This window comes from Luteibacter sp. HA06 (assembly GCF_054061215.1).
This window is the reverse complement of record NZ_JBSSDZ010000001.1, coordinates 1,367,270-1,388,502: the sequence shown is the minus strand read 5'-3', so window position 1 is coordinate 1,388,502 and position 21,233 is coordinate 1,367,270. Positions and strand designations below refer to the sequence as shown.

Sequence of the window (21,233 nt, the reverse complement as noted above, 5' to 3'; positions counted from 1 at the left end):
ATGTCCTCAATTGGATTTCAGCTGCCAGGCCGGCTGGACCTGTGCGGCGCGCCATGTGGGATAAAAGGCGGCGATCAGCGAGGCGACGATCGCAACGACCAGCGTGAGCATGATCAGCACCGGATCGAGCTTCGCAAGGCGTGCGACAGGCTCGGGGAACACCAGGCCGACACCCAGAATGCCTATGCCAGTAAGGATCAGTCCGAGGACGCCGCCGGCGATACCTATCGTGCCCGCTTCGATGAGGAACTGCGCGTAGATATCCTTGCGCGACGCACCGAGGGCGCGACGCACGCCGATCTCCGGGGCACGACGCATGAACTTGGCGAGCAGCAGGCCGATCGTATTGACCAGGCAAATCACCAGGAAGCCAAGCGAAACGATCAGTGAAACCTGGGATTCCTTCGGCACGACGTGCTGCACGTCCAGCCAGGTCATCACGTCACGCACCTTGACGTTCGGCGCCCAGCTGAAGCGACCGGCCCGTTGCTGGTCGGCGGCGTAACCCTCGATGTATTGACGGTAGGCGTCGACGTCCGCCTTGGTGGGCAGTTCACTCCACAGCGATAGCCAGATGCACTCGGAGCGAAGGTAGTTGTCCCAGCCTTCGCCAGGTTCCGCGACACAGCTGTTGTTACCTGCGTTTGGCAGCTTGAGGTCCACGGCGCGATTGAACGGCACGTACACCTTCGCGCCGTCGTCGAAGCCGCCGGTATTGGGCACGTCGAAAAAAAGCGGTTGCGGCGCCCAGTCTTCGATCACGCCAGTGATCCGATACAGGTGACCGTCGAGGTTGAGCTCCTTGCCCACGCTTTGCCCGCCGTCGAACAGCTTGTCGTTGAGGGACTTGGCGATGACAACGACACTGGCATGCTTCTCGTCGTCCTCAAGCGTCCAGCCCCCACCCTGCAGGAACGGCACGTCGAACATCGGGAAGAACTCGGCACCCGTGGCATACGCGCCCTCGCGGATCGGCAAGCGGCCGGCATTGTCCGGAATGACTGAAACACCAATCGGGTACGTCACCGTTTGCCGCTTGGCTTTATGGGCGCGCAGCAAGGCTGTGGCGTCTTTGTAGCTCAACGCTTGGGGTGGTTCGCTCTTCTCGATGTGATCGGGGCCCCAGTTGTCCAGCTGGGTGTTAAACAGCTGGCTCGACTTCTGCGGGATCGGATCCCGGGACGTCGCGCGGAACACCGAATACGTCGTCATCGACGCGGCGACGCCGAAACCGATCGCCATCACCATCAACCCGGTGAGGACCGGGTTGCGGCGAAGACTGCGCAGGCCGAGCTGGAGGTAATAACTGAACATGGGTGTCCCCGGAACGTTGGACCGACGGATCAGGAAAGAGCGGCGTGCGGCTGTGTGTGGAACCGCGGTTCTTCGGAGAGGTCGACCACCTGGCCGTCGATCACGTGCACGTTGCGCTGGGCGCGTGCGGCGAGTTCGGGATCGTGGGTGACCATGACGATGGTCGCGCCTTCGCGATGGATTTCTTCGAGCAGTTCCATCACGCCGCGGGCCATCTGCGTATCGAGGTTACCCGTGGGCTCATCCGCCAGAAGCAGGCGCGGCGAGCCGGCAAGGGCACGCGCGATGGCGACGCGCTGCTGCTGACCGCCGGAGAGTTCGGCCGGATAGTGCTTGGCGCGCGAGGCGAGACCGACGCGTTCCAGTGCATCCATGATGCGCTGCTTGCGTTCGGCAGCCTTCATGCCGCGATAGCGCAGCGGGACTTCGACGTTATCGAACACGTTGAGGTCGGGAATCAGGTTGAAGGCCTGGAAGATGAAGCCGATCTTCTCGTTGCGAATGCGCGAACGGGCGTTGTCGTCGAGCTGGCTCACTTCGACGCCGTCGAGGTGGTACTGGCCGCCCGTGAACGTTTCAAGCAGGCCGGCGATGGTCAGGAAGGTGGTCTTACCCGAGCCGGACGGGCCGGTGACGGCGACGAACTCGCCTTCCTTCACGTCGATGTTGAAGTCGCGCAGGGCGTAGGTCTCGACGACTTCCGTGCGGTAGACCTTGGCGAGATGGGTCATCTTGAGCATGGCGGTTCCTTCGTTGGTAAGGGAATGTCGTTGGTTCAGCGGCTGATGGCGACGTGTTTCGCGTCACCGAAGGTGTCGGCACCAGAGATGACGATCTTGTCGCCCTCCTTCAGGCCGCTCAGGATTTCGACCTTGTCGATGCTGCTTGCGCCGACACGGATGTCGCGGCGATCGGCCATGCCGTCTGCCACCAGGTAAGCGTAGCGGCCGGCACTTTCGTCGACGAAGGAACCGCGCTGCACGGTGAGCACGTTGTCACGCTTGTCGAGCAGCACGCGGACGGAAAGGCGCTGGCTCTGGCGAAGCTGGCTGGGCGTGGCGCCGTCGAAGCGCAGGCGCGCAGCCACTTCGCCGTTGACCACTTCGGGGGAGATCGCGCTCACCTTGCCATTCCACACCTTGCCGTTGCCGCTGATCTCGCCGGGCATGCCGATCGCGAGGTCGCGTGCAAAACTCTCGGGCACCTTCATTTCCACCTGCAGGGCGGAGAGGTCGATGACGCTGACCAGTTGGGCGTCCTTCGCCACCGTGGCGCGCTCGGCGATGAACGCCTGACCCACCTGGCCGTCGACCGGTGATTTCACATTGAGCTCTTCCACCTGGCGCTCGAGATCCTGCACGAGCAGCACCTGGCGGTCATAAGCGAGCTTCTTTGCCTCGATATCGAAGGTCAGGCTGCCGTTGTCGGTAGTGAGATCGGACTTGGCGTGCTTGACGGTGACGTCGGCCTTGTCGAGCGTCGACTTCGCCTTGTCGACGTCGGCAACGGGCACCGCGCCCTTGGCGAAGGCGCCTTCATAACGCTTGAGGTCGCGCTGGCCGGCGGTCTGGTCGATCACGGCGTTGTCATAGGACTTCTGCAGCTCGGAGCGCTTCTTCGTCGCGTCGACCTGCGCACGAAGGAAGTCGACCTTCGCGGCATCGGCGGCGGAACGCTCCTGCGCGAGCTTTGCGGCGAGGTCCGGGCTGGTGATGACGGCGAGCACCTGGTTCTTCTTCACCACATCGCCCGGATGCACGGTCAGCACGACCGCGCCGGCGGAGGTCGCGTAAAGCGTGGGACTCACGGCGGCGACAACCTTGCCTTCGGCAGCGATGTCGCGCACGAAGGGGCCGCGCGTCACGGTGGCGAAGCTAAGACGCGAGGCACTCACCGAGCTATCGGCCGAGAACATCGTGGCGACGTGAGGGACCGCGAAAGCCAGTGCGGCGACGGCGACGACGCCTGCGCCGATGTAGATCAGCTTACGGTTACGGGTGGAACCGACTGCGACGAGGCGGTCCGTAGCGGAGGTATCGCGGATCATGCTGGCTTCCCTGGATTCTCTTGAAGAAAACAGAGCAAGCCGCGTGCCAAGCCATTAGATCATTATAAAACAATACCTTAGATCACTTTCCGGCGAACGGAGCCGTGTCCGCGGACAGAATGTCCGGACACTGCGCCGACCGGACAGACGGCCGGTCAGACCGTGATACCCACCGACTCGGAGACAGCGATGTCGCGCGCCACCCCGCGGCCCAGCGAGGAGATCGGCACATCACGGGCACCGAGCACGGTAAATCCGACCAGCCGCAGGCGAGTGAAGGAAAGTACGCGCGCACGCGACGCACGCAGCCATTCGCGATCCGGCAGTTCGCGGTCCGGGGCTTCGGCGGGCGTCGCGCCTGCGAAGAGGCCGTCCCACGCCAGGTAGTCGGTATCGGGAAGAAGATAGATACGAGCGAGCGCCTCGCCACCCGTGCCTACGCAGTCGATCCATTCGCGCGGACCTTCCGCCGTGATCGCACAGGTGAGTCCGGCATGACGCGTTGCCAGAAGCGGAGCGAGGTCCGACGATTCGACCAGGCAGCCGGAGGGCGCCTGCTCCGCCAGCGGACACGCCGCCGATCCTGGTGAGAGGTACAGCACGCCACCCAACTGGCCGAGGCCTTCAACCAGCGTGCGCGGGGTGATCGCGAGCCAGCGCGTGGTGGGGGTTGAACGGGCACGCGAGTGCATGCCGAAGGAAGCTAACCAGCCGAACATGCCGTGTCTCCCGGGTGACTGCCGGAATGGGATGCCTGGCTGGGCGGCCTGGGAGGGCCTGCGTGGCTTGGCGTCGGGGAGAATGTACCTGGTGGAGCAGGCCTACTGGAGCGGGCCCTTACTTGGTAAGAATGAGCTTGTCGTTGCGCGTCAGGCGCAAGTGGTACTCGTTGCCCTGGTGCTCGATGACGAGCTCACGCGAGCCGTCCAGCAGATGCGCGCTTTCAATGCGACGGGTCACAGAGGGGGCGGCGCGCAGCGCAACGACCTTGTCACGGCCGCCGTTGTCGGTCAGGGGAAGCGTTCTCATCAACATGGCTCGACTCCGTGTGTCTGGGTTCGACTCTGATGATAACGATTCTCATTTACACGTCAAGGGGTGCCACACAATTCCCGCGCATCAGGCCTCGGCGAGCATGCCCACCAGGGTGTCTTCCAGCGCTTCCAGGTCGGGGATCACGGCGGTATCGTCGCGGACGAGGACACGGGCGCGGACGCCGAAAGGAAGGTCGTGGCCGTCGTGGGTCGGCAGGAGCAGTTCCGCGTTGAGGGTGGTCAGACGCGGGAAGCCGTGGGTCAGCACCGCGAGATAGGGCATGTCGGGATGATTGGACACGCCCTTGATGACGGCCACGCGCGACGCCTGGTTGCTTCCGTCTTCCGGGAGCGCGGCGACATGGTCGAAACGGACCAGGGGCACCCGCCAGCCGCGCCATGCGATGCGCCCGACCAGCCACTCCGGCGCATCGGCGACAGGCTCGACGCCGGCCAGGGTGATCACTTCGGCTACGGCGGCGTTCGGCAACAGCAGGCGAACACCACCGCTGGGAATCAGGACGCAGCGGATTTCGCGCGGTAACGGCTCGCTCATGGGAATTCCTCGATCAATTTCTGCGCCAGCGCGTGGACGTCACCGGCGAAGCCGGCCACGCGTTCCTCGCGGATACCGGCAACCATGTGTCCTGCTTCCACGTCGGGAGCGACGGTTTCGACCCATACGCGGCCGCCGGCGTCATACACCGCCTGGGAACCGGCCACGGAATCGTTGCCCTGCCCCGCGAAGACGATCGCCAGGGCGTCCGAGCCGAAGCCACCCGCAAGCGTGCTGAAGATGCCGTCGATGGAGGGACCCGGCGCGGACGCCGGGCTGCCATCCTCGCGCACGGTAACGCTGCCGTCGCGACGAATCTGGACATGCGAGCCACGCGGTACAACGAGGATCTCACCGTGTTCGGTGTGCGAACCATCGGTAGCAACGCGCGCGCGCCCCAGGCGCTGCGCGAAGCCGTTCGGATCGGCATCGTGATGGACTGCAACCAGAATCACAGCCGGCATGCGTTTCGGCAAAGCGGCAACGAACGTCGCCACGGTTGCCTCGCTCTCGCGTGCGCCGCCCAGCGCGACGATTCGGCGGACCGCTCGCGAGCTGCCTTCCAGGAACATCTCGTGCGAGAAGTCGCCATCGGTACGCGGGGCAATCGCCTCTTCCATCGACACCAGTTCGAGGGAAAAACCCGCCTCGAGACCATGGGTTCCGTCGTCGACGACGTCCTGCGCGAGGAATTCCGCGGCACTGATCGTCTCGATGCCGAAATCGGAAGGATTACCCGGCGCGGGCCTTTCGATGACGATGGTGTCGTGATCCAGCAGGTCCCATTCCGGGGCCGGCGGCGGAACATATTCGGTGGCACGGGACTCGATCTGGACCGACGAGACACCAGCGTCGATCGGCTCCGGCGTTGCCGCCATATCGTCCGCGAGACTGAACTGGTTGATGTCGAACTCCCGCTCCACGGCGGGCGCCGGGGGCGGCGCTTCGTCGACCACTTCGAAACCCGACAGATCCAGCGACGCCAGCTCGGTGAGCTCCAGCGGCGCGGAAGGAATGTCTTCGAGGCCGTCGGAACCGTTGATCGATGCCGCATCGCTGTCTGCGAGCAGGGCTTCGAGTTCAGCCGCGAGCGCCTGCGGATCCGTACCCTCGCCGTCCTCCGGATCGTCGGCCAGCGGCGTGGAGAAGTTCAGCGTATCGGCCAGATCATCGGCGCCGGATGTCGCAGGCTCGTCGTTCGTGACGATGTAGTCCGTAACGTCATCGCTGGCGACCGTCGGCGTCTCGGCATAGCCGTGACTCCCGGTAATAGCGAGATCGTCGACCAGCACCTCGTCGAAACGCTCTTCGGACGGTGCGGCGACACCGGCGATCGCTTCGATGCGCGGCTCGATCGCACGCGCGTCTTCCGGCCTCGGCGGATCCAGCGGGTCCGTTCCAACGAGCTTGGCGGCAAGGTGACGCGCCCAGCGGGCGCGATCCCAACCTTCCAGATTCCGGCTGGCGTCCGCGTCGTTGAAGACCAGCCGCGGGTGACCGCCCTCGACGGTGTCGTAGAGACGGTCGAGATCAGTGTCGCTGGGGTCGTCGAGGTCGACGACCACGACATCGGCCGACGAGCCGACCAGCTCGGCCGGCGCGAAAGCCCGCAGGTCCGATTCGTAGACTATGCGCGCACCGTGCGCGACGAGAGCGTCGCGCAGGTGTGCGGCCAGCCCCGCATCGTCGAACAGCAGTGCGACCGATGTCTCGCGATCATCCATGAGTCTCTCCGAGAACGTCGTTGATCTGCACGATGAGGTCGTTCTCCTGGTACGGCTTGCCGATGTAGCGATTGACGCCGATATCGAAAGCGCGCTGGCGATGCTTATCGCCGGTACGCGACGTGATCATGATGATCGGCACGCCGGCGAGGCGTTCGTCGGCCTTCATCTGCGTTGCCAGCTCATAGCCGTCCATGCGTGGCATTTCGATATCGAGCAACATCAGGTCGGGGACGCGCTCATTGAGCTTCTCGAGCGCATCGATACCGTCCTTCGCCGTCATGACTTCGAACTCGTGGCGCTCCAGTACGCGGCCGGTGACCTTGCGCATGGTGATCGAATCGTCGACCACCATCACCAGCGGCTTCACGCGGACTTCGTCCTGCACGCGCGGTGCATGTGGAATCTCCGCCTCGGCTTCGAATGCACGGCGTGCAACGCCGTGACGCACCATCGGCGCGAGGTCGAGAATCATCAGCACCGAACCGTCGCCCATGATCGTCGCACCCAGGATACCCGGCACCGAGCTGACCTGCGGACCGACCGGCTTGACCACGATTTCGCGCGAACCGAGCACGGCATCGACGCGGATCGCAGCACGCAGGTCGCCCGAGCGGGCAAGCAGCAGCGGAACGTCACCTTCCTCAGGCGAGGCAATGACATGCACGCCAAGCAGCTGCGGCAGGTCGTGGATGGTGTAGTCGTCGCCCAGGTAATCGAAGCTCGGCTCGGCGTCGGCCATGCGATGCGCCAGCTCGTTGGGAGCCACGCGCGCCACACCGTGTACCGACGTCATCGGGATCGCGAAGTTGGTTTCGCCGATGCGAACGATCAGGGCCTGGGTCACCGCGAGGGTGAATGGCAGGCGCATCACGAACGTCGTACCGACGCCCTTCTGCGACTCGATGCCCAGCGTGCCGCCGAGCTGCTTGATCTCATTGGCGACGACGTCCATGCCGACGCCACGACCGGCAACCTGAGTGACCTTCTCCGCCGTGGAGAAGCCAGGCACCTGGGTGAGCTGGAAGATCTGGTCGTCGGAGACACGGGCTTCCGGACGCAGCAGGCCGCGTTCGATGGCCTTGGCGCGAATCGCATCGCGATCCATGCCGGCACCGTCGTCGGACAGGCGCACCACGACCTCGGTCGCTTCGCGGGACACCTGGATACGAACGGTGCCTTCCGGGTTCTTACCGGTGGCCTCGCGCGTGTCGGGCGACTCGATGCCGTGGGCAACCGCGTTGCGCAACATGTGCTCGAACGGCGCCTTGATGCGGTCGAGCATGTTGCGGTCCATTTCGCCGTTGGCGCCTTCCACCACCAGCTGGGCCCGCTTGCCAACGTCGCCGGCCGCCTGGCGCAACGTGCGGCGCAGGTTGGGCACCATCGCGTCGAACGGCAACATGCGCGTCTGCATGAGACCTTCCTGCAGTTCCGCGTTCACTCGCTGCTGCTGGAGCAGGAGGTTTTCGGACTGACGGGTCAGCTCATCGAGGATCGTCTGCAGGGACACGAGATCGGAGACCGACTCGGCCAGTGCTCGCGAGTACTGCTGCAGCTGCGAGAAGCGGTCGAGCTCGAGCGGATCGAAATTCGTCGCACCCGTTTCGCGATGTTCCTGGTGATAGCGCGCGATGATTTGCGCTTCGGTTTCGATTTCGAGCATGCGCAGCTGGCTGCGCAGGCGGCTGACCGTCTGTTCGTGCTCGGTGAGCGTCGAACGGAAGCTGGCCGTCTGCTGTTCCAGGCGCGAGCGGTAGATCGACACCTCGCCTGCATGGTTCACGAGCGTGTCGAGCATGTCTGCGCGAACGCGGATCTGCTCCTGCGACGAACGCTGCAGTTCCTCTTCCTCGAACTCCGGCAGGAGTTCCGGCAGGTCGCGATCGAGCACGGGAATCGTCTCGATATCCGCCATCGGCTCGAAGGTGGGAATCGGCGACGGCTCCATGATCTCGGCTTCGCGCTCTTCGCGGTAGCTTTCCGCCGTGAGCGTGTCCGGCGCGATCGGGGCGCCGGCGAGGCGTGCGAACGGCTCGATGTCGGCATCGTTCAACGTGATCGCGCGGCCCAGGGCGATGCTCTGGATCATGCCGTGCAGGCGGTCGAAACCCACCTCGGTCGCTTCGATGGACGGGCGATCGCTGTCGCGCTGGCCACCGGCCACCGCGTCGAGCAAGGCTTCCATCGCATGGGCAAGATCGCCCAACACGGCCAGACCGGCCATGCGCGCGCTGCCCTTGAGCGTATGCAGGTCGCGCTGCAGAGCAGTGATGTGCTCCGCCATCTGCGGTTCGATACGCCATGCCGCGAGGGCACCATCGGCGTGATCGAGGATCTCGCGTCCTTCCTCGACGAAGACCTCGAGCAGGTCGGGATCGATATCGGCGTACGGCGAAAGCTCGGGAACCATGGCGACGACCGGCTGCTCGACCGGCGTGTGCACCGGCGTGGCGACGGGTTCGTGCGACTGGTCTTCGATCACCACGGGCTCGTGCGACGGTTCGACGACGTTTTCGTCGTCGACGCCCACGGTCTCGTCAATGTCGGCAAGCTCGGTGAGTTCCGTGTGCTCTGCAGGTGCAGACTCGGCGGAAGATGTATCGAGCGCGAAGGCCTCATCGGCGAGGAATCCTTCCTCCTCAGACGCGGTTTCGTCGATGATTTCTTCATCGTCGCCCAGACGCGGATCGACCAGGCCGTCGTCGCCGTGCAGGACGTCGCCGTCGTGCGACATCGGCTGCGGCAGGGCTTCTTCCGCGGCAGGCGCCTCGACGGCAGGCGCTTCATCGGCAAGGTTGCCGATCAGCGAACGCCAGGCAGCGTCTTCTTCCGCGTCGTACTTAAGGATCGGCTTGACGTCGCCTTCCGGCTTGTCGATCTGGAAGCCCTCGAAAGAAGCGAGCAGTTCGGCAGTGAGATCGGCGGTCTCGTCGGTCGTGTCGATCGGGGTGAGTTCGATGCCGGGAATGGCATCGTTCTCGTCCAGTGCATCGGCGGCCGTAACGGACTCGACCGGCTCGCTGACGGCATGCTGCTGTGCGTGCTGGGCCGCGGCCGCCTCACGAGCAGCGAGCTCGCCAGCCAGCATCGCTTCGAGTTCGGCCTCGAGAGACATATCGATCGGGGCCGCGGCTTCCTCGGCGACGGGTTCGTCGGCGACGGATTCCTCGGCTGAAGCTTCCTCGGCCACAGGCTCTTCGGCAACGAAGGACACGGCAACCGGTTCGCTGACGGGCGATTGTTCAACAGAGGGGGCGCTGTCGCGCAGGAAGGCCTCCAGCTCGTCCTCGTCGAACGTGACGTCATCGAGCGACACCTCGGTGGCGTGGAGAACCGGAACGTCTTCAGCGATGTCGTGCGCTTCAACGATCTCAAGCTCGTCGATGCCCTCGAACTCCGCAAACGGCTCGACTTTCTCGACGATAACCGGTGCCTCGTCGTGCACGACCGGAGCTTCCGGCGATGCTTCCGCTTCCGGCGCCACTTCGTCTTCCAGCGGCTGCGGATCCGGCTCGTACAGGATGTGCGCAACCGTGGCTTCCGGCTGCTCGTCACGCAACGCGATGATCTGCGCGGCGAGGGCCGAAACATCGGGCACGCGCGGATCCGGAGCATCGAACTGCTCCATCACGTGGTCGACCAGGTCGGCCGCATCCGTAAGGGCATCGACGCCTGCCGGACGCAGCGGCACGCCGCTGGCACGAACGCGCTTGATCAGGCCTTCGAGTGGCGCAAGGACCTGGATGAGCACCGGGATGTCGACCATGCCGATGGCGCCATGCAACGTGTGCACCGCGCGCAGCAGGCCGTCGTCCACGGGAAGATCGCCGTCGCCGGCAAGGGCGAGGTTGGCGCGGATCACATGCAGGTACTGGGCCACCTCGGTTCGCAGGATGTCCAGCAGCACCGCATCGACCGGCGGAAGCGGCGGCGCGATGTACGGCGGATCCATCGGGGCGGCTTCCACCGGCTCCGACGGCGTGTGGCCGTAACCGGCGAACGCGGCGGTCGGTACCGCGGCGATCGTGTCGCGCGGAACGCGACGCTTGACCTTCGTGCGGACGGTGTGGACCGAGCTCTTGGCGACATCTTCGACAAAAGCGCTGTCACCCATGGCCAGACGATCGGCTGTCTCCATGATGGCGGCGATCGGCGCACCCGGCGTCGACTCGCCTTCCAGCGCGGACTTCAACTGAGGCAGTGCATCCACCGCATGGCGAATCAGCGCCTGCACGCCGTCGTGCGGCGTGATGGTGTGATCGAGCACACGGTTGAGCATGTTCTCGACCTTCCAGGAGAACTCGCCCATCAGGCGAGCACCGACCAGGCGGCCGGAACCCTTCAAGGTGTGGAACGAACGGCGAATCGGCACCAGCGCCTCGATCCGTTCCGGATCCTTCAGCCAGGCGTCCTGTGCGGCGAGCAGGTTGCCGATCTCTTCCTCGGTTTCCTCGAGGAAGATCTCGCGAATCTCGTCGTCGATACCGTCGACGGTGATCTGGAAACCGGCGAACTCGGCATTGCCGCTGCCACCGACTTCCTGCTCGACTTCTTCTTCGATCTCGACCCAGTCTTCTTCGCCCGTTGCGGCAGCAGCCGCATCGTGCGTCACGGCTTCGCCGGCATGGACATGCGCCGCTTCGATCTCCGCCTCGGTGGGCGGCTCGTCAAGCAGGTCGAACGTCTCGGCAAAGCTGGAGACCGTCTCGCCTGCGTCGACGCTGGTCGACGGCACGGCGATGTGCTCGATAGCCGCACTGTCGATGGCTTCGAGCGCGGCGTCACCGAGCGATTCCGGCTCTTCCGCTGCGGGTACGGGCCAGTAACCGAGTTCGGCGAGGCTCTGCTGGGTGACGTCGAGGATGTGCTCGAGGCCACCACGATGTTCGCGGGCGGCTTCGAGGTAGTACTCGAGTGCGGCCAGCGCATCGGCGAGGCGATCCATCTGCGCACCATTGGGTACGCGACGGTCACCGAGCAGTTCGCGATGAATGAACAGGCCAATGCCGTCGGCCAGTTCCGCCGGGCGCGGAGCACCGAGCATGTTCATGGCGCCGCCGATCTCGCCCATGAGTTCGGGCGTCCCCTCAAGCTGGGAGTGATCCCACGAGGATTCGACGAAGGCGACGATCGCGTCCTTCACCTTCGACGTATTGGCGGTCGCTTCACGCATCAGCGTGGAAAGGATGTGCCGCGCTTCGCTGCGCGGCAACGGCGACGGACCGGAATCGGAAACCTGGGCTTCGACGTCGCCTTCCGCGCCGAGGCGTTCGATGTGGTCATCCAGCGACGCTTCGACATAGAGCAGCGCGCCAGCGACATCGAGCAGCGATTCTTCGTCCGGCAGGCGCTGGCCCGTGGCGATCTCGCCGAGGATTCGGCGCTGTTCGCCAACGACGCGACGCGGCACGCCGAGGGCAAGCATGCCCAGCGTATCGCCGACGCGGTCCAGCACGTCAGCCTGCGGGCCGAGCTGTGCGGGGTCGCCGTCAGGACGACGCAGGAAAAGGTCGAGCGATTCCTTTACCCGCAGCAGGTCTTCCTTGATCGCCACCGACACGGTGTCGAGCAGCGCGCGGTTGTGCCCGGACATGGAGCCACGGGCATGTTCGAGTTCGGCGGCACGCGGCAGCAGGCCGTCGAGACGATAGGTCTGACGCAGCTCTTCGATACGGTCGCTGCCGGTTTTCGCCTGCGCGACGTAATACAGCAGCTTGCGCGCGAGATCGTCGGACTCGCCGGTGAGCAGTACTTCCTCACCGCCTTCCACCAGCTCGCGGATCGAACGATCCACGCGGCCGATCAGCTGGCGAACATCCTTCTCATGAGCGCGCAACACGCCGCGTTCGAGGCCTTCGAGCACGCCGGCGGCAATCCACCAGAGGCGACGGCCGGCGATCGTGTAGCAGCGCGCGGCGATCGCATCGAGCGTGGCGCGCATGCCGAGAAGCTGGCGTTCGTTACCCTGCCCGCGGAACCAGGCAAGCAACTGCTGCTGGAAACGCACGCGCAGTTCGGCCAGCTCGGCGCGATGCGCCTCGGCCACCGACGGATCGCTCGCACCGGGTGCGCCGACCGGCAGCATCGTGTCGAGATTCGGCGTGAACAGGGCGGACTCGTGAAGCGACTGCTCGCCGCGACTCGCACGAAGATCGTTGAGCAGGGGCAGCAGCACGATCGGCACATCGCGGTGGCCGCTCTGCAGGCGCTCGAGGTAATCGGGCATCTGCATCATGCCGCGCATCAGTGCGGCATAGGCGTCATCGCGGTGGGCGACGCGGTCGTCGATCAGCGCGGCGACCAGCTGCTCCATTTCGCCGACTACCATCGCGGCGCCGTAGAGCTCGACCATACGCAGCGTCCCGTGGACCTGGTGCAGGTCGGCGGCACAAGTGTGCATGACGTAGGCGTCGCGAGAATCCTCGACATACGACTCGAGGGCCTGGCGTGCCTTGGACAGGGCGTCGTCGAGCTCCGCCTTGACCCAATGCAGCGTAGTGAAATCGGTATGGTCTTGAAGTCTCACGGCATCAGCCCGGCAGCTTGAAGTTCGCGACGGACAGGCGCAGGTCATTCGCGAGCTGGGCCAGGTTGCCGATCGATTCGGCCGTCTGGCTTGCGCCCAACGACGTCTGCGACGTGATCTCCTGGATGACGTTCATCGTCGCCGAGGTATCGGTCGCCGCAGCGGACTGCTGGCGTGCCGCGGCGGAGATGTTCTGAATCAGCGCCGACAGATCGTTCGATACGCGCTCGATATCACCCAGCGCGGTACCCGCGTCCTCCGCCAGTCGCGCACCGGCGACCACCTCGGCGGTGGTCTGTTCCATCGAGCTGACCGCCTCGTTGGTATCGGACTGAATGGTCTGCACCAGCGTTTCGATTCGCTTGGTCGCGCTCGCGGAACGTTCTGCGAGGCGCTGGACTTCGTCCGCGACGACCGCGAAACCGCGGCCTGCCTCACCGGCCGACGCCGCCTGGATGGCCGCGTTCAACGCGAGGATGTTGGTCTGCTCGGCGATGTCGTTGATCAGTTCCACGATCGAGCCGATCTCCTGCGACGATTCACCCAGTCGCTTGATTCGCTTCGAGGTTTCCTGGATCTGGTCACGGATCGAGTCCATGCCCTGAATCGTCTCGCGCACCACTTCCGCACCGCGCGATGCGATCTGCACCGAGCGCTGCGCCACGTCCGCGGATTCCGCGGAATCCTTCGACACGGTATCCATGGAGGTCGCGATCTGGTTGATCGCGGAGGTCGCCGAGGTGATCTGCTGCGCCTGCTGTTCCGCTGCGTCGGCCAGGTGCATCGCGGTCGCCTGCGTTTCCTGTGCCGCCGCCGAGACGCGAACCGCCGTCTCGTTAATCGTGGTCACGAGGTTACGCATCTCGTCGACCGCGGAGTTCATGGCGTCCGCGATGGCGCCCGTGATGTCCTCGGTCACCGTGGCCTTGATGGTCAGGTCGCCTTCGGCGAGCGTGCCCATCTCGTCCAGCAACCGCATAATCGCGGTCTGGTTACGCTGGTTCAGTTCGGACGTGCTCTCGAGGCGCTGGCGCTGGTCGCGGACCAGGGTGACGACGAGCAGCAGGGCGAAGGCAACCGTCGCGAGCGCGCCGACGAGACCCCAGCCCACGTTCGGGAAGAGACGGAATTTCTTCGCGATCTGATCTGCGGACTCGTTCGCGCGGAGCAACACGGTCTGCGAATCGAGCGAGGCCTGGTTACCGGCGCGCTTCACGTCCTGCAGGTTGGGCGATGCCGCGACCAGCTGGGCCACCGGATCTACCAGGTCACCCCAGGAGGTCTGCATGCCTTCGAGGATCTTGCGTGCGTTGGTGTCGGTCATCGCGCGGACGCCACCATCGGCGTTACCGTCGATCAGGCCCTTGAGCACCGCGCCGTAGAGCTGCGCGTCACGAGAGAGACCGTCGGCCGCGGACTGCGCGCCGTCGCCACCCTGCAGGATTTCCTGCACACGGCGGATCATGCGGTCAGCCATCAGCATCCAGCGGGCGATGGTGAAGGTCTGTTCGGACGATGCATTCTTCTGCTGGACGATGTTCAGCACTTCGTCCGTACGCGAGTTCAGCAGAGGCATCTGCTTGGAGAACAGGTCGGCGCGCTCACCCGAGCTCAGGACGAGGTCCTTGTTCGAGAGGATCTTGCCGATGTCCGCGTCCAACTGGTGCCAGGCGTTGGCCAGCGCACCCACCGAACGGCCGGACGGCGTCGCGTCATTCTCGGCGTAGGAAGGCATGCCGGTCTTGTCGTCGCCCTTGACCAGTCGCTGCACCGCCGAATCGATGGTGTTGCGCGTGGCCGCCAGTTCGCGGAAGGAATCGCGGTTGCCGTCGGACGCCTCGAGTGCGTACTTCGCGGTCTGCTGCGAAAGCACCTGCACCTGGGTCGTCAGCGCGATGGCTTCGCGATCCTCACCGTTCTTGATATTCAGCCACCAGAAGTCGACCGACGCCAAACCGATAGCCAGAAGCAGTGCCACGATAACCATCGTGTAGCCACGTTCCCGGCCTGCGCCCCCTGTTGTCGTACTCATACTCACCTCGACCAAACCTGGCAAAGCTAGTCACCGGCGCCCCGAATGAGGTCGTCGGCATGACGAAGCGGCCGCACTGGCCGCCCCTCCGTTCCCATCGCAAGGACGTTCCCGTCCCCGCCGATCCTGGTGCGGGGCGACCATCCGGCCGTCCCGTCCCCCCTTGGAGACGCTTTAGAGCGCCGCCTGCCGGAAATCCGGCGCACGAGCCAGGCGGCTCATGCTGAAAAGCCCGAACGATTGCTCGCCCAGTTGTACGTTTTCCGCGACGAACCGCGCCAGGCGCGGATCGTGTTCCTCACTACCGGTACCGCGCTGCGCCTCGTCCATGGTGCGCTGGCCGAACACTTCGTCGACCAGCAGGCCGACGGTTCCGCCGTGCTGGCGAACCAGCAGCAGGCGCGTACGCTCGGACGAAGGCGTGCGCTCGTCGAACAGGAACCGACCCAGGTCGATCGCCGGGACGAGGTTGCCGCGCACGTTGGCCACGCCCATCAACCAGGGCTGCGTGCCCGGCACATTGGTGAGCGGAGGCACGGCGAGCAGTTCGTTGATCTCCTCGATGCCACTGACGAAGGCGCGCCGACCAATACGGAAGCCGATGCCGCGCCACAGGCCCAGCGATTCGACCCGCTCGGGCGCGCCCGCCGAGTGCGCCAGGCAGGCGCGTTCGTAGTGGGCGAGCAGTTCGAAAGGCGTAAATGCCGTGTTCTCGCTCATGGCGCCCTCAGTGCTTGTTCGGAAGCAGGCTGGCGATGGTCGAGAGAAGTTCCTTCTCGTTCACCGGCTTGGTGATGAAGGCCTTCGCGCCCTGGCGCAGCCCCCATACGCGGTCCGTCTCCATGGACTTGGTCGTGATCATCACCACGGGCACGTCCGCCGTGGCCGGGTCGCGGCTCAGCGTACGGGTAGCCTGGAAGCCGTTCATGCCGGGCATGATGACGTCCATGATGACCAGGTCGGGCTTGCTCGCACGGATGCGATCGATACCCGACTCGGCGTTGTCGACACTGGAAACGGAAAAACCCGCCTTCTCCAGCAGCGTGGTGAACACGCGTACGTCGGTGGGCGAGTCGTCAATGATCAGGATGTTTGCCACACGTCCCCCTGGACGTCGTTAAGCGGATTTTGAGTCAGCTTGCCGTCGCATAGCGATGAATCGCGCCGAGAAGCTCGTCGCGGGTGAAGGGTTTGGTCAGGTACTGCTCCGCGCCCACGATGCGCCCACGCGCCTTGTCGAACAGGCCGTCTTTGGAAGACAGCATGATCACTGGCGTTCCGCGGAACTGGGCGTTGTTCTTAATCAGCGCGCAGGTCTGGTAGCCATCCAGGCGCGGCATCATGATGTCGACGAAGATGATGTTCGGCTTCTGGTCGGAAATCTTTGCCAGCGCCTCGAACCCATCGACCGCGGTAAGAACGTCGCAGCCTTCCTTCTTCAGCAGGGTTTCGGCCGTGCGTCGGATGGTTTTCGAATCGTCGATGACCATGACCCGCAAGCCGGTCAGATCGGTACCACGTCCGTTTTCGTTCACTGCGCCCCCGTAGCACGCACAAAAAAACCGCAAATCCCACCGCAGGATAGCTGGTTTGTGCCGGCTTATCCGTGCGCTGGGTCGTCGTCCGGAACCTGGGCTCCGGTGGCCCGCTCTTCGGCGTTCCTCCCGTTCGCTGTTTAATGGTTGGCCGGGTCGCCGTCAAGATGAATTGTTCTTAAAGGGACAAATCCTTGTGAAATTGCGAGCCCTCCCCCACTAGACTTGGCACCTTTCCTGCTCTTCCGGGACACCGCCATGTCGCTCTCCGTTGCCGTCCTGATGGACCCTATCCGCGCCATCAAGATCGCCAAGGACTCCACCTTCGCCATGTTGCTGGAAGCCTCCCGCCGGGGCCACACCTTGTTCTACATGGAGCAGGGCGACCTGGCGCTGCGCAACGGCGAGGCCTGGGCCCGCCTGCGCCCGCTCACGGTGAAGGAGGACCCGAAGGACTGGTTCACCCTCGGCGAGTCGTCATGGCGCCCCCTGGCAGAGATCGACATCGTCCTGGCCCGCAAGGACCCGCCGGTCGATTCCCAGTTCATCTACGACACCATGGTCCTGGAACGCGCCCAGCGAGCCGGCTGCAAGGTGGTCAACGACCCCCGCAGCCTGCGCGACTGCAACGAGAAGCTGTTCGCCCTGGATTTCCCCCAGTGCATCGCCCCGACCATGGTTTCGCGCGATGCCGGTGAGCTACGACGCTTCGTAGCCGAGCACGGCGAGGCGGTACTCAAGCCGCTGGACGGGATGGGCGGGCGCGGCATATTCCGGGTCAAGCACGGCGACTCGAACCTCAACTCCATGCTGGAGACTCTGCTCGACGGCGCCCACCATTTCGCCATCGCCCAGAAGTACATCCCGGAGATCACCGCTGGCGACAAGCGCATCCTGCTGATCGACGGCGAGCCCGTGCCCTACGCCCTCGCCCGCATCCCGCAGGGCGACGAATTCCGCGGCAACCTGGCGGCCGGTGGTCGCGGTGAGGGCATCCCGCTTTCCGACCGCGATCGGTGGATCGCCGCCCAGGTCGGTCCGGAACTGGTCCGCCGCGGGCTGCGTTTCGTCGGCCTGGACGTCATCGGCGACTACCTGACCGAGATCAACGTCACATCTCCGACGTGCATACGCGAACTGGATGCCCAGTTCGGCATTAACATCGCGGGGCTGATGTTCGACGCAATCGAGGCCCGATGACGACCCGCACCACCGGCGCCGACCTGTTCGGCGCGACCCTGCTGTTTTCGCTGCTGCTGCACGGTGTCGTCATCCTTGGCATCACCTTCGACGCGGAGAAGCCCAAACCGAGCGTTCCCACGCTCGACGTCACGCTCGTGGACGTCGCTAACCAGGAGCAGCCGGACAAGGCCGACTTCCTTGCCCAGGCCAGCAATTCGGGCGGCGGCGACCGGGACAAGGCCGCACGGCCTTCAGAGCCCGTGTCCGGCCCGCTGCCCACGCCCACCCAGGGCGTGACGGCGGAACCCAAGGAGGCGCAGGCGCCCGCGCCCACCGAGCGCACGCCGGCCCAGCTGCTGACTACGTCGGGTGAGACCGGTTTTACGGTCGATTCCACGAAGGAGCAGGCCGAGCAGAAAGAGCGTCCCGTCCCGGTCTCGGACGAGGACGTGCAGCGCAAGCTGGAGATGGCGAAGCTCTCGGCCGAGGTGCGCGAGCAGTCGCAGGCCTATGCGAAGCGCCCGAAAAAGAAATTCATCTCGTCGAATACTCGCGAGTATGTCTACGCGGCCTACATGAAGGGTTGGGTGGGTCGCGTCGAGCGGGTGGGCAACCTCAACTACCCCGACGAGGCACGCCGCCAGGGCGTCTATGGGGAGCTCGTACTCACGGTAGGGCTCAACCGCGACGGCACGATCAAGAGCATGGACGTGATCAAGAGTTCCGGGCACAAGCTGCTTGATGAGGCAGCGCAGCGCATCGTGCGTCTCGCCGCGCCCTTCCCGTCCCTGCCGACGGACAAGACGCGGGTCGACGAGTTGTACATCACGCGTACCTGGCAGTTTTTGCCGGGGAACGTGCTGAGGAATTACTGAGGGTTTGAAGGGCTCAGTGGGGACTTTTTGCCTATTTGGGCAACAGCTGGTCGGCCTCGCTGACGTACGCCTTCTCCGCCTTGCGGTCCCAGACGCACAACTCCCGTCCGGGCCGGTTGTTCATGTGCTTCTGCGGATAGCGCCCCGCCAGGACCAGCGCCGTGACGGGGACCCGGTCGTCATACTGGATCGGCCCACCCACCGGCTTGACGTCCTTCAGCCCGCTCGCGGCTACGCAGGCCTTCGTCAGCCGCTGGTCATAGTCCTTCCAGGCAGAAGGAGACGAAGCGAGTGCGGCTGAGGCCACGGCGACTCCGGTGATCACGACAAAAGCCTTTGCAAACATCATCTTCCCCATCAGGCAACCTCCTTCGGCATAGGCCTGCACAGTAGCCTTCCGGCGCTGAACATTCGCGCACGAGTCATGTTCGTAGCGGCTACAATGAAGCCATGACGATCGCCAACACCTTCGCGGGGCAGTTCCTTATCGCGATGCCCTCCCTCGCCGAACCGCCGTTCGCGCGAGGCGTTGCCTTTCTCTGCCAGCACGGCGAAGACGGCGCGGTTGGCCTGTTGATCAACCAGATTTCCGAGTACCGCCTCGGCGATGTACTCGCGCAGATGAAGCTCGACTGCGAAGACCCCGAGATCGTGGATTACCCGGTACTCATCGGCGGCCCTGTGCAGCAGGAGCGCGGTTTCGTCCTCCACCGCGAGCCGGGCCGCTGGGACTCCAGCTACCGCGTCAACGAAGACTGGTCCGTCACGACCTCGCGCGACATCCTGGTCGCCATGGCCAAGGGCGAAGGCCCGCGTCGCGCCCTCGTCACCCTGGGCTACGCGGGCTGGGAAGCCGGCCAGCTCGAGCAGGAAGTCATGGACAACGCATGGCTGACCACCCGAGCGGACGAACGCATCATCTTCGACACGCCACTCGACGAACGCTGGACCGCCGCCACGCGCAAGCTGGGTGTGACCGACCCCTCCCAGATCGCCGGCTATGCCGGCCACGCCTGAGCAAGGGGCACGATGAGCTGTCTGTTCGGGTTCGACGTCGGGACGAAGATCGTCGGCGTGGCCGTTGGTAATCGCCTCACCGGCACCGCACGTGCGCTTGCCGCCATACCCGTCCGTGATGGCCAGCCGGATTGGCAAATCCTCGATACGCTACGTCGCGAATGGCTGCCCGCCGAACTGGTTGTCGGCTTGCCCCTCGACAATGAAGGCAAGGAACAACCGATGACGCGCACCGCGCGCCGGTTCGCCGAACGCATCGGCGAACGTTATGGCCTGCCGGTCGCATTCGCCGATGAGCGGATGAGCTCACAGGAAGCCGCGCGACGCTTCGCTGCGGCCCGCGCAGCCGGCACGCGCAAGAAATCCGATGTGAAGTCGATCGATGCCGAAGCCGCGGCTGTCATTCTCGAAACGCATCTAGCCCAACCCTGATTCCACCTTGAGGACGTCGACGTCATGTCACAACGCCTGCGCCACCTGACCACCCTCGAGAACCTGCCGCGCGAAACCATCGAGCGCCTGCTCGATCGCGCCAACAGCATGCGTGAAGCGACCGCCCACGGCACGCGGAAGCTCGACCTGTTGGGCGGGCGTACCGTGCTCAACCTGTTCTTCGAGCCCTCCACGCGCACGCGCACCTCGTTCGAGCTGGCGGCGCGCAGGCTCGGCGCCGACGTGATCAACTTCGATATCGGCTTCTCGTCGACGGCGAAGGGCGAAGAACTCTTCGACACCTTGCACACGCTCGAAGCGATGCACCTGGACACGATCATCGTGCGGCACAAGGAGTCGGGTACGCCTGACGCCCTGGTCAAGCATGCGATGAGCGGCGTGGCCGTGGTCAATGCCGGCGATGGCAACCGCGCCCATCCGACGCAGGGCCTCCTCGACGCGCTGACTATCCGCAACCATCATCCGGATTTTCGCAAGCTGCGCATCGTGATCTGCGGCGACGTACGGCATTCGCGCGTCGCCCGGTCGGACGTACACGCATTTGCGGCGCTCGGCGCGAAGGACATTCGCCTGGTCGGTCCTTCCTCGCTGCTGCCGACGGAGGGCGAACTGGAAGGCGTCACGCTGCATGACGACTTCAACGAAGCCATCGAGGGCGCGCACGCGGTGATCATGCTGCGCCTTCAGAAAGAACGCATGGCCACCACGGATCTACCCGACGAAGCCGCCTACTTCGAGCGATTCGGCCTGGACACGAACCGCCTCGCGCGCGCTGCGAAGGGTTGCCTGGTCATGCATCCGGGCCCGATCAACCGCGGCATCGAGATCGCCACCGAGGTCGCCGACGGCGCGCAGTCGCGCATTCTCGAGCAGGTGGGCAATGGGGTGTTCGTGAGAATGGCGGTGCTTGCCGAGGTGATGGGACGCTGATCCCG

The 21,233-nt window shown here is 64.8% G+C and carries 18 protein-coding genes; 5 read left to right on the top strand and 13 right to left on the bottom strand.

Features of this window, described 5'->3' with window-relative positions; translation table 11 throughout:
* Window positions 1–6: 6 nt before the first annotated feature.
* The 12 genes from ACVWWJ_RS06175 to pilG form a co-directional block, all read right to left on the bottom strand.
* A complete protein-coding gene (locus ACVWWJ_RS06175) occupies window positions 7–1,314 on the bottom strand; it encodes an ABC transporter permease (RefSeq protein ID WP_159890897.1) in 1,308 nt (435 codons plus the stop codon).
* 29 nt (window positions 1,315–1,343) lie between these two features.
* The gene (locus ACVWWJ_RS06170) at window positions 1,344–2,054 is read right to left on the bottom strand and encodes an ABC transporter ATP-binding protein (protein WP_046968474.1); all 711 of its coding nucleotides are present in this window, start codon (window positions 2,052–2,054) and stop codon (window positions 1,344–1,346) included.
* Window positions 2,055–2,089: 35 nt separating this feature from the next.
* Complete coding sequence (locus ACVWWJ_RS06165) at window positions 2,090–3,361, bottom strand: efflux RND transporter periplasmic adaptor subunit (RefSeq protein ID WP_159890895.1); 1,272 nt, start codon at window positions 3,359–3,361, stop codon at window positions 2,090–2,092.
* A 155-nt stretch (window positions 3,362–3,516) separates the two neighbouring features.
* Window positions 3,517–4,080, bottom strand: a complete 564-nt coding sequence (locus tag ACVWWJ_RS06160; protein WP_456967106.1) for a hypothetical protein — start codon at window positions 4,078–4,080, stop codon at window positions 3,517–3,519.
* Window positions 4,081–4,198: 118 nt separating this feature from the next.
* Complete coding sequence (hemP, locus tag ACVWWJ_RS06155) at window positions 4,199–4,396, bottom strand: hemin uptake protein HemP (RefSeq protein WP_159890891.1); 198 nt, start codon at window positions 4,394–4,396, stop codon at window positions 4,199–4,201.
* 84 nt (window positions 4,397–4,480) lie between these two features.
* Window positions 4,481–4,951: a chemotaxis protein CheW gene (locus ACVWWJ_RS06150; protein ID WP_456967105.1), complete on the bottom strand. Its 471-nt coding sequence runs from the start codon at window positions 4,949–4,951 to the stop codon at window positions 4,481–4,483.
* A complete protein-coding gene (locus ACVWWJ_RS06145) occupies window positions 4,948–6,675 on the bottom strand; it encodes a chemotaxis protein CheB (protein ID WP_456967104.1) in 1,728 nt (575 codons plus the stop codon). The genes ACVWWJ_RS06150 and ACVWWJ_RS06145 overlap by 4 nt, the downstream gene beginning before the upstream one ends.
* The gene (locus ACVWWJ_RS06140) at window positions 6,668–13,204 is read right to left on the bottom strand and encodes an Hpt domain-containing protein (protein WP_456967103.1); all 6,537 of its coding nucleotides are present in this window, start codon (window positions 13,202–13,204) and stop codon (window positions 6,668–6,670) included. The genes ACVWWJ_RS06145 and ACVWWJ_RS06140 overlap by 8 nt, the downstream gene beginning before the upstream one ends.
* A gap of 4 nt (window positions 13,205–13,208) precedes the next feature.
* Window positions 13,209–15,236: a methyl-accepting chemotaxis protein gene (locus tag ACVWWJ_RS06135; protein ID WP_107915234.1), complete on the bottom strand. Its 2,028-nt coding sequence runs from the start codon at window positions 15,234–15,236 to the stop codon at window positions 13,209–13,211.
* 174 nt (window positions 15,237–15,410) lie between these two features.
* Window positions 15,411–15,956 carry a chemotaxis protein CheW gene (locus tag ACVWWJ_RS06130; RefSeq protein ID WP_159890883.1) on the bottom strand — a complete coding sequence of 182 codons (546 nt, stop codon included), beginning with the start codon at window positions 15,954–15,956 and terminating at the stop codon, window positions 15,411–15,413.
* 7 nt (window positions 15,957–15,963) lie between these two features.
* On the bottom strand, window positions 15,964–16,335 hold the full coding sequence (locus ACVWWJ_RS06125; RefSeq protein ID WP_046968466.1) for a response regulator: 372 nt from the start codon (window positions 16,333–16,335) through the stop codon (window positions 15,964–15,966).
* Window positions 16,336–16,369: 34 nt separating this feature from the next.
* On the bottom strand, window positions 16,370–16,726 hold the full coding sequence (gene pilG, locus ACVWWJ_RS06120; protein WP_051944199.1) for a twitching motility response regulator PilG: 357 nt from the start codon (window positions 16,724–16,726) through the stop codon (window positions 16,370–16,372).
* Between the two features lie 303 nt (window positions 16,727–17,029).
* On the opposite strand from pilG, the gene gshB reads away from it, so the two are divergent.
* Window positions 17,030–17,971: a glutathione synthase gene (gene gshB, locus ACVWWJ_RS06115; protein ID WP_456967102.1), complete on the top strand. Its 942-nt coding sequence runs from the start codon at window positions 17,030–17,032 to the stop codon at window positions 17,969–17,971.
* Window positions 17,968–18,828, top strand: coding sequence for an energy transducer TonB (locus tag ACVWWJ_RS06110; RefSeq protein ID WP_159890879.1), 861 nt, complete (start codon window positions 17,968–17,970; stop codon window positions 18,826–18,828). The genes gshB and ACVWWJ_RS06110 overlap by 4 nt, the downstream gene beginning before the upstream one ends.
* Window positions 18,829–18,859: 31 nt before the next feature.
* Here ACVWWJ_RS06110 and ACVWWJ_RS06105 read toward each other — a convergent pair whose 3' ends face one another.
* Window positions 18,860–19,216 (bottom strand): hypothetical protein, encoded by a 357-nt coding sequence (locus tag ACVWWJ_RS06105; protein ID WP_456967101.1) that lies wholly within the window; start codon window positions 19,214–19,216, stop codon window positions 18,860–18,862.
* Between the two features lie 62 nt (window positions 19,217–19,278).
* Here ACVWWJ_RS06105 and ACVWWJ_RS06100 point away from each other — a divergent pair, with 62 nt between their 5' ends.
* Genes ACVWWJ_RS06100 through ACVWWJ_RS06090 form a run of 3 tightly spaced genes read left to right on the top strand, consistent with a single transcriptional unit; the run spans window position 19,279 to window position 21,228 of the window.
* Complete coding sequence (locus ACVWWJ_RS06100) at window positions 19,279–19,845, top strand: YqgE/AlgH family protein (protein ID WP_456967100.1); 567 nt, start codon at window positions 19,279–19,281, stop codon at window positions 19,843–19,845.
* A gap of 12 nt (window positions 19,846–19,857) precedes the next feature.
* Complete coding sequence (gene ruvX / locus ACVWWJ_RS06095) at window positions 19,858–20,277, top strand: Holliday junction resolvase RuvX (protein ID WP_159890875.1); 420 nt, start codon at window positions 19,858–19,860, stop codon at window positions 20,275–20,277.
* Window positions 20,278–20,301: 24 nt separating this feature from the next.
* Window positions 20,302–21,228 (top strand): aspartate carbamoyltransferase catalytic subunit, encoded by a 927-nt coding sequence (locus ACVWWJ_RS06090; protein WP_159890873.1) that lies wholly within the window; start codon window positions 20,302–20,304, stop codon window positions 21,226–21,228.
* Window positions 21,229–21,233 lie beyond the last annotated feature (5 nt).

What these genes read in the sequence shown, in the direction of transcription:
- ruvX (WP_159890875.1), top strand. Translation starts at nt 19,858, where the DNA reads ATGAGCTGTCTGTTCGGGTTCGACGTCGGGACGAAGATCGTCGGCGTG.
- ACVWWJ_RS06100 (WP_456967100.1), top strand. Translation starts at nt 19,279, where the DNA reads ATGACGATCGCCAACACCTTCGCGGGGCAGTTCCTTATCGCGATGCCC.
- ACVWWJ_RS06160 (WP_456967106.1), bottom strand. Translation starts at nt 4,080, where the DNA reads ATGTTCGGCTGGTTAGCTTCCTTCGGCATGCACTCGCGTGCCCGTTCA.
- ACVWWJ_RS06135 (WP_107915234.1), bottom strand. Translation starts at nt 15,236, where the DNA reads ATGAGTACGACAACAGGGGGCGCAGGCCGGGAACGTGGCTACACGATG.
- ACVWWJ_RS06145 (WP_456967104.1), bottom strand. Translation starts at nt 6,675, where the DNA reads ATGGATGATCGCGAGACATCGGTCGCACTGCTGTTCGACGATGCGGGG.
- ACVWWJ_RS06150 (WP_456967105.1), bottom strand. Translation starts at nt 4,951, where the DNA reads ATGAGCGAGCCGTTACCGCGCGAAATCCGCTGCGTCCTGATTCCCAGC.
- pilG (WP_051944199.1), bottom strand. Translation starts at nt 16,726, where the DNA reads ATGGTCATCGACGATTCGAAAACCATCCGACGCACGGCCGAAACCCTG.
- ACVWWJ_RS06175 (WP_159890897.1), bottom strand. Translation starts at nt 1,314, where the DNA reads ATGTTCAGTTATTACCTCCAGCTCGGCCTGCGCAGTCTTCGCCGCAAC.
- ACVWWJ_RS06170 (WP_046968474.1), bottom strand. Translation starts at nt 2,054, where the DNA reads ATGCTCAAGATGACCCATCTCGCCAAGGTCTACCGCACGGAAGTCGTC.
- ACVWWJ_RS06165 (WP_159890895.1), bottom strand. Translation starts at nt 3,361, where the DNA reads ATGATCCGCGATACCTCCGCTACGGACCGCCTCGTCGCAGTCGGTTCC.
- ACVWWJ_RS06110 (WP_159890879.1), top strand. Translation starts at nt 17,968, where the DNA reads ATGACGACCCGCACCACCGGCGCCGACCTGTTCGGCGCGACCCTGCTG.
- ACVWWJ_RS06090 (WP_159890873.1), top strand. Translation starts at nt 20,302, where the DNA reads ATGTCACAACGCCTGCGCCACCTGACCACCCTCGAGAACCTGCCGCGC.
- ACVWWJ_RS06130 (WP_159890883.1), bottom strand. Translation starts at nt 15,956, where the DNA reads ATGAGCGAGAACACGGCATTTACGCCTTTCGAACTGCTCGCCCACTAC.
- hemP (WP_159890891.1), bottom strand. Translation starts at nt 4,396, where the DNA reads ATGTTGATGAGAACGCTTCCCCTGACCGACAACGGCGGCCGTGACAAG.
- gshB (WP_456967102.1), top strand. Translation starts at nt 17,030, where the DNA reads ATGTCGCTCTCCGTTGCCGTCCTGATGGACCCTATCCGCGCCATCAAG.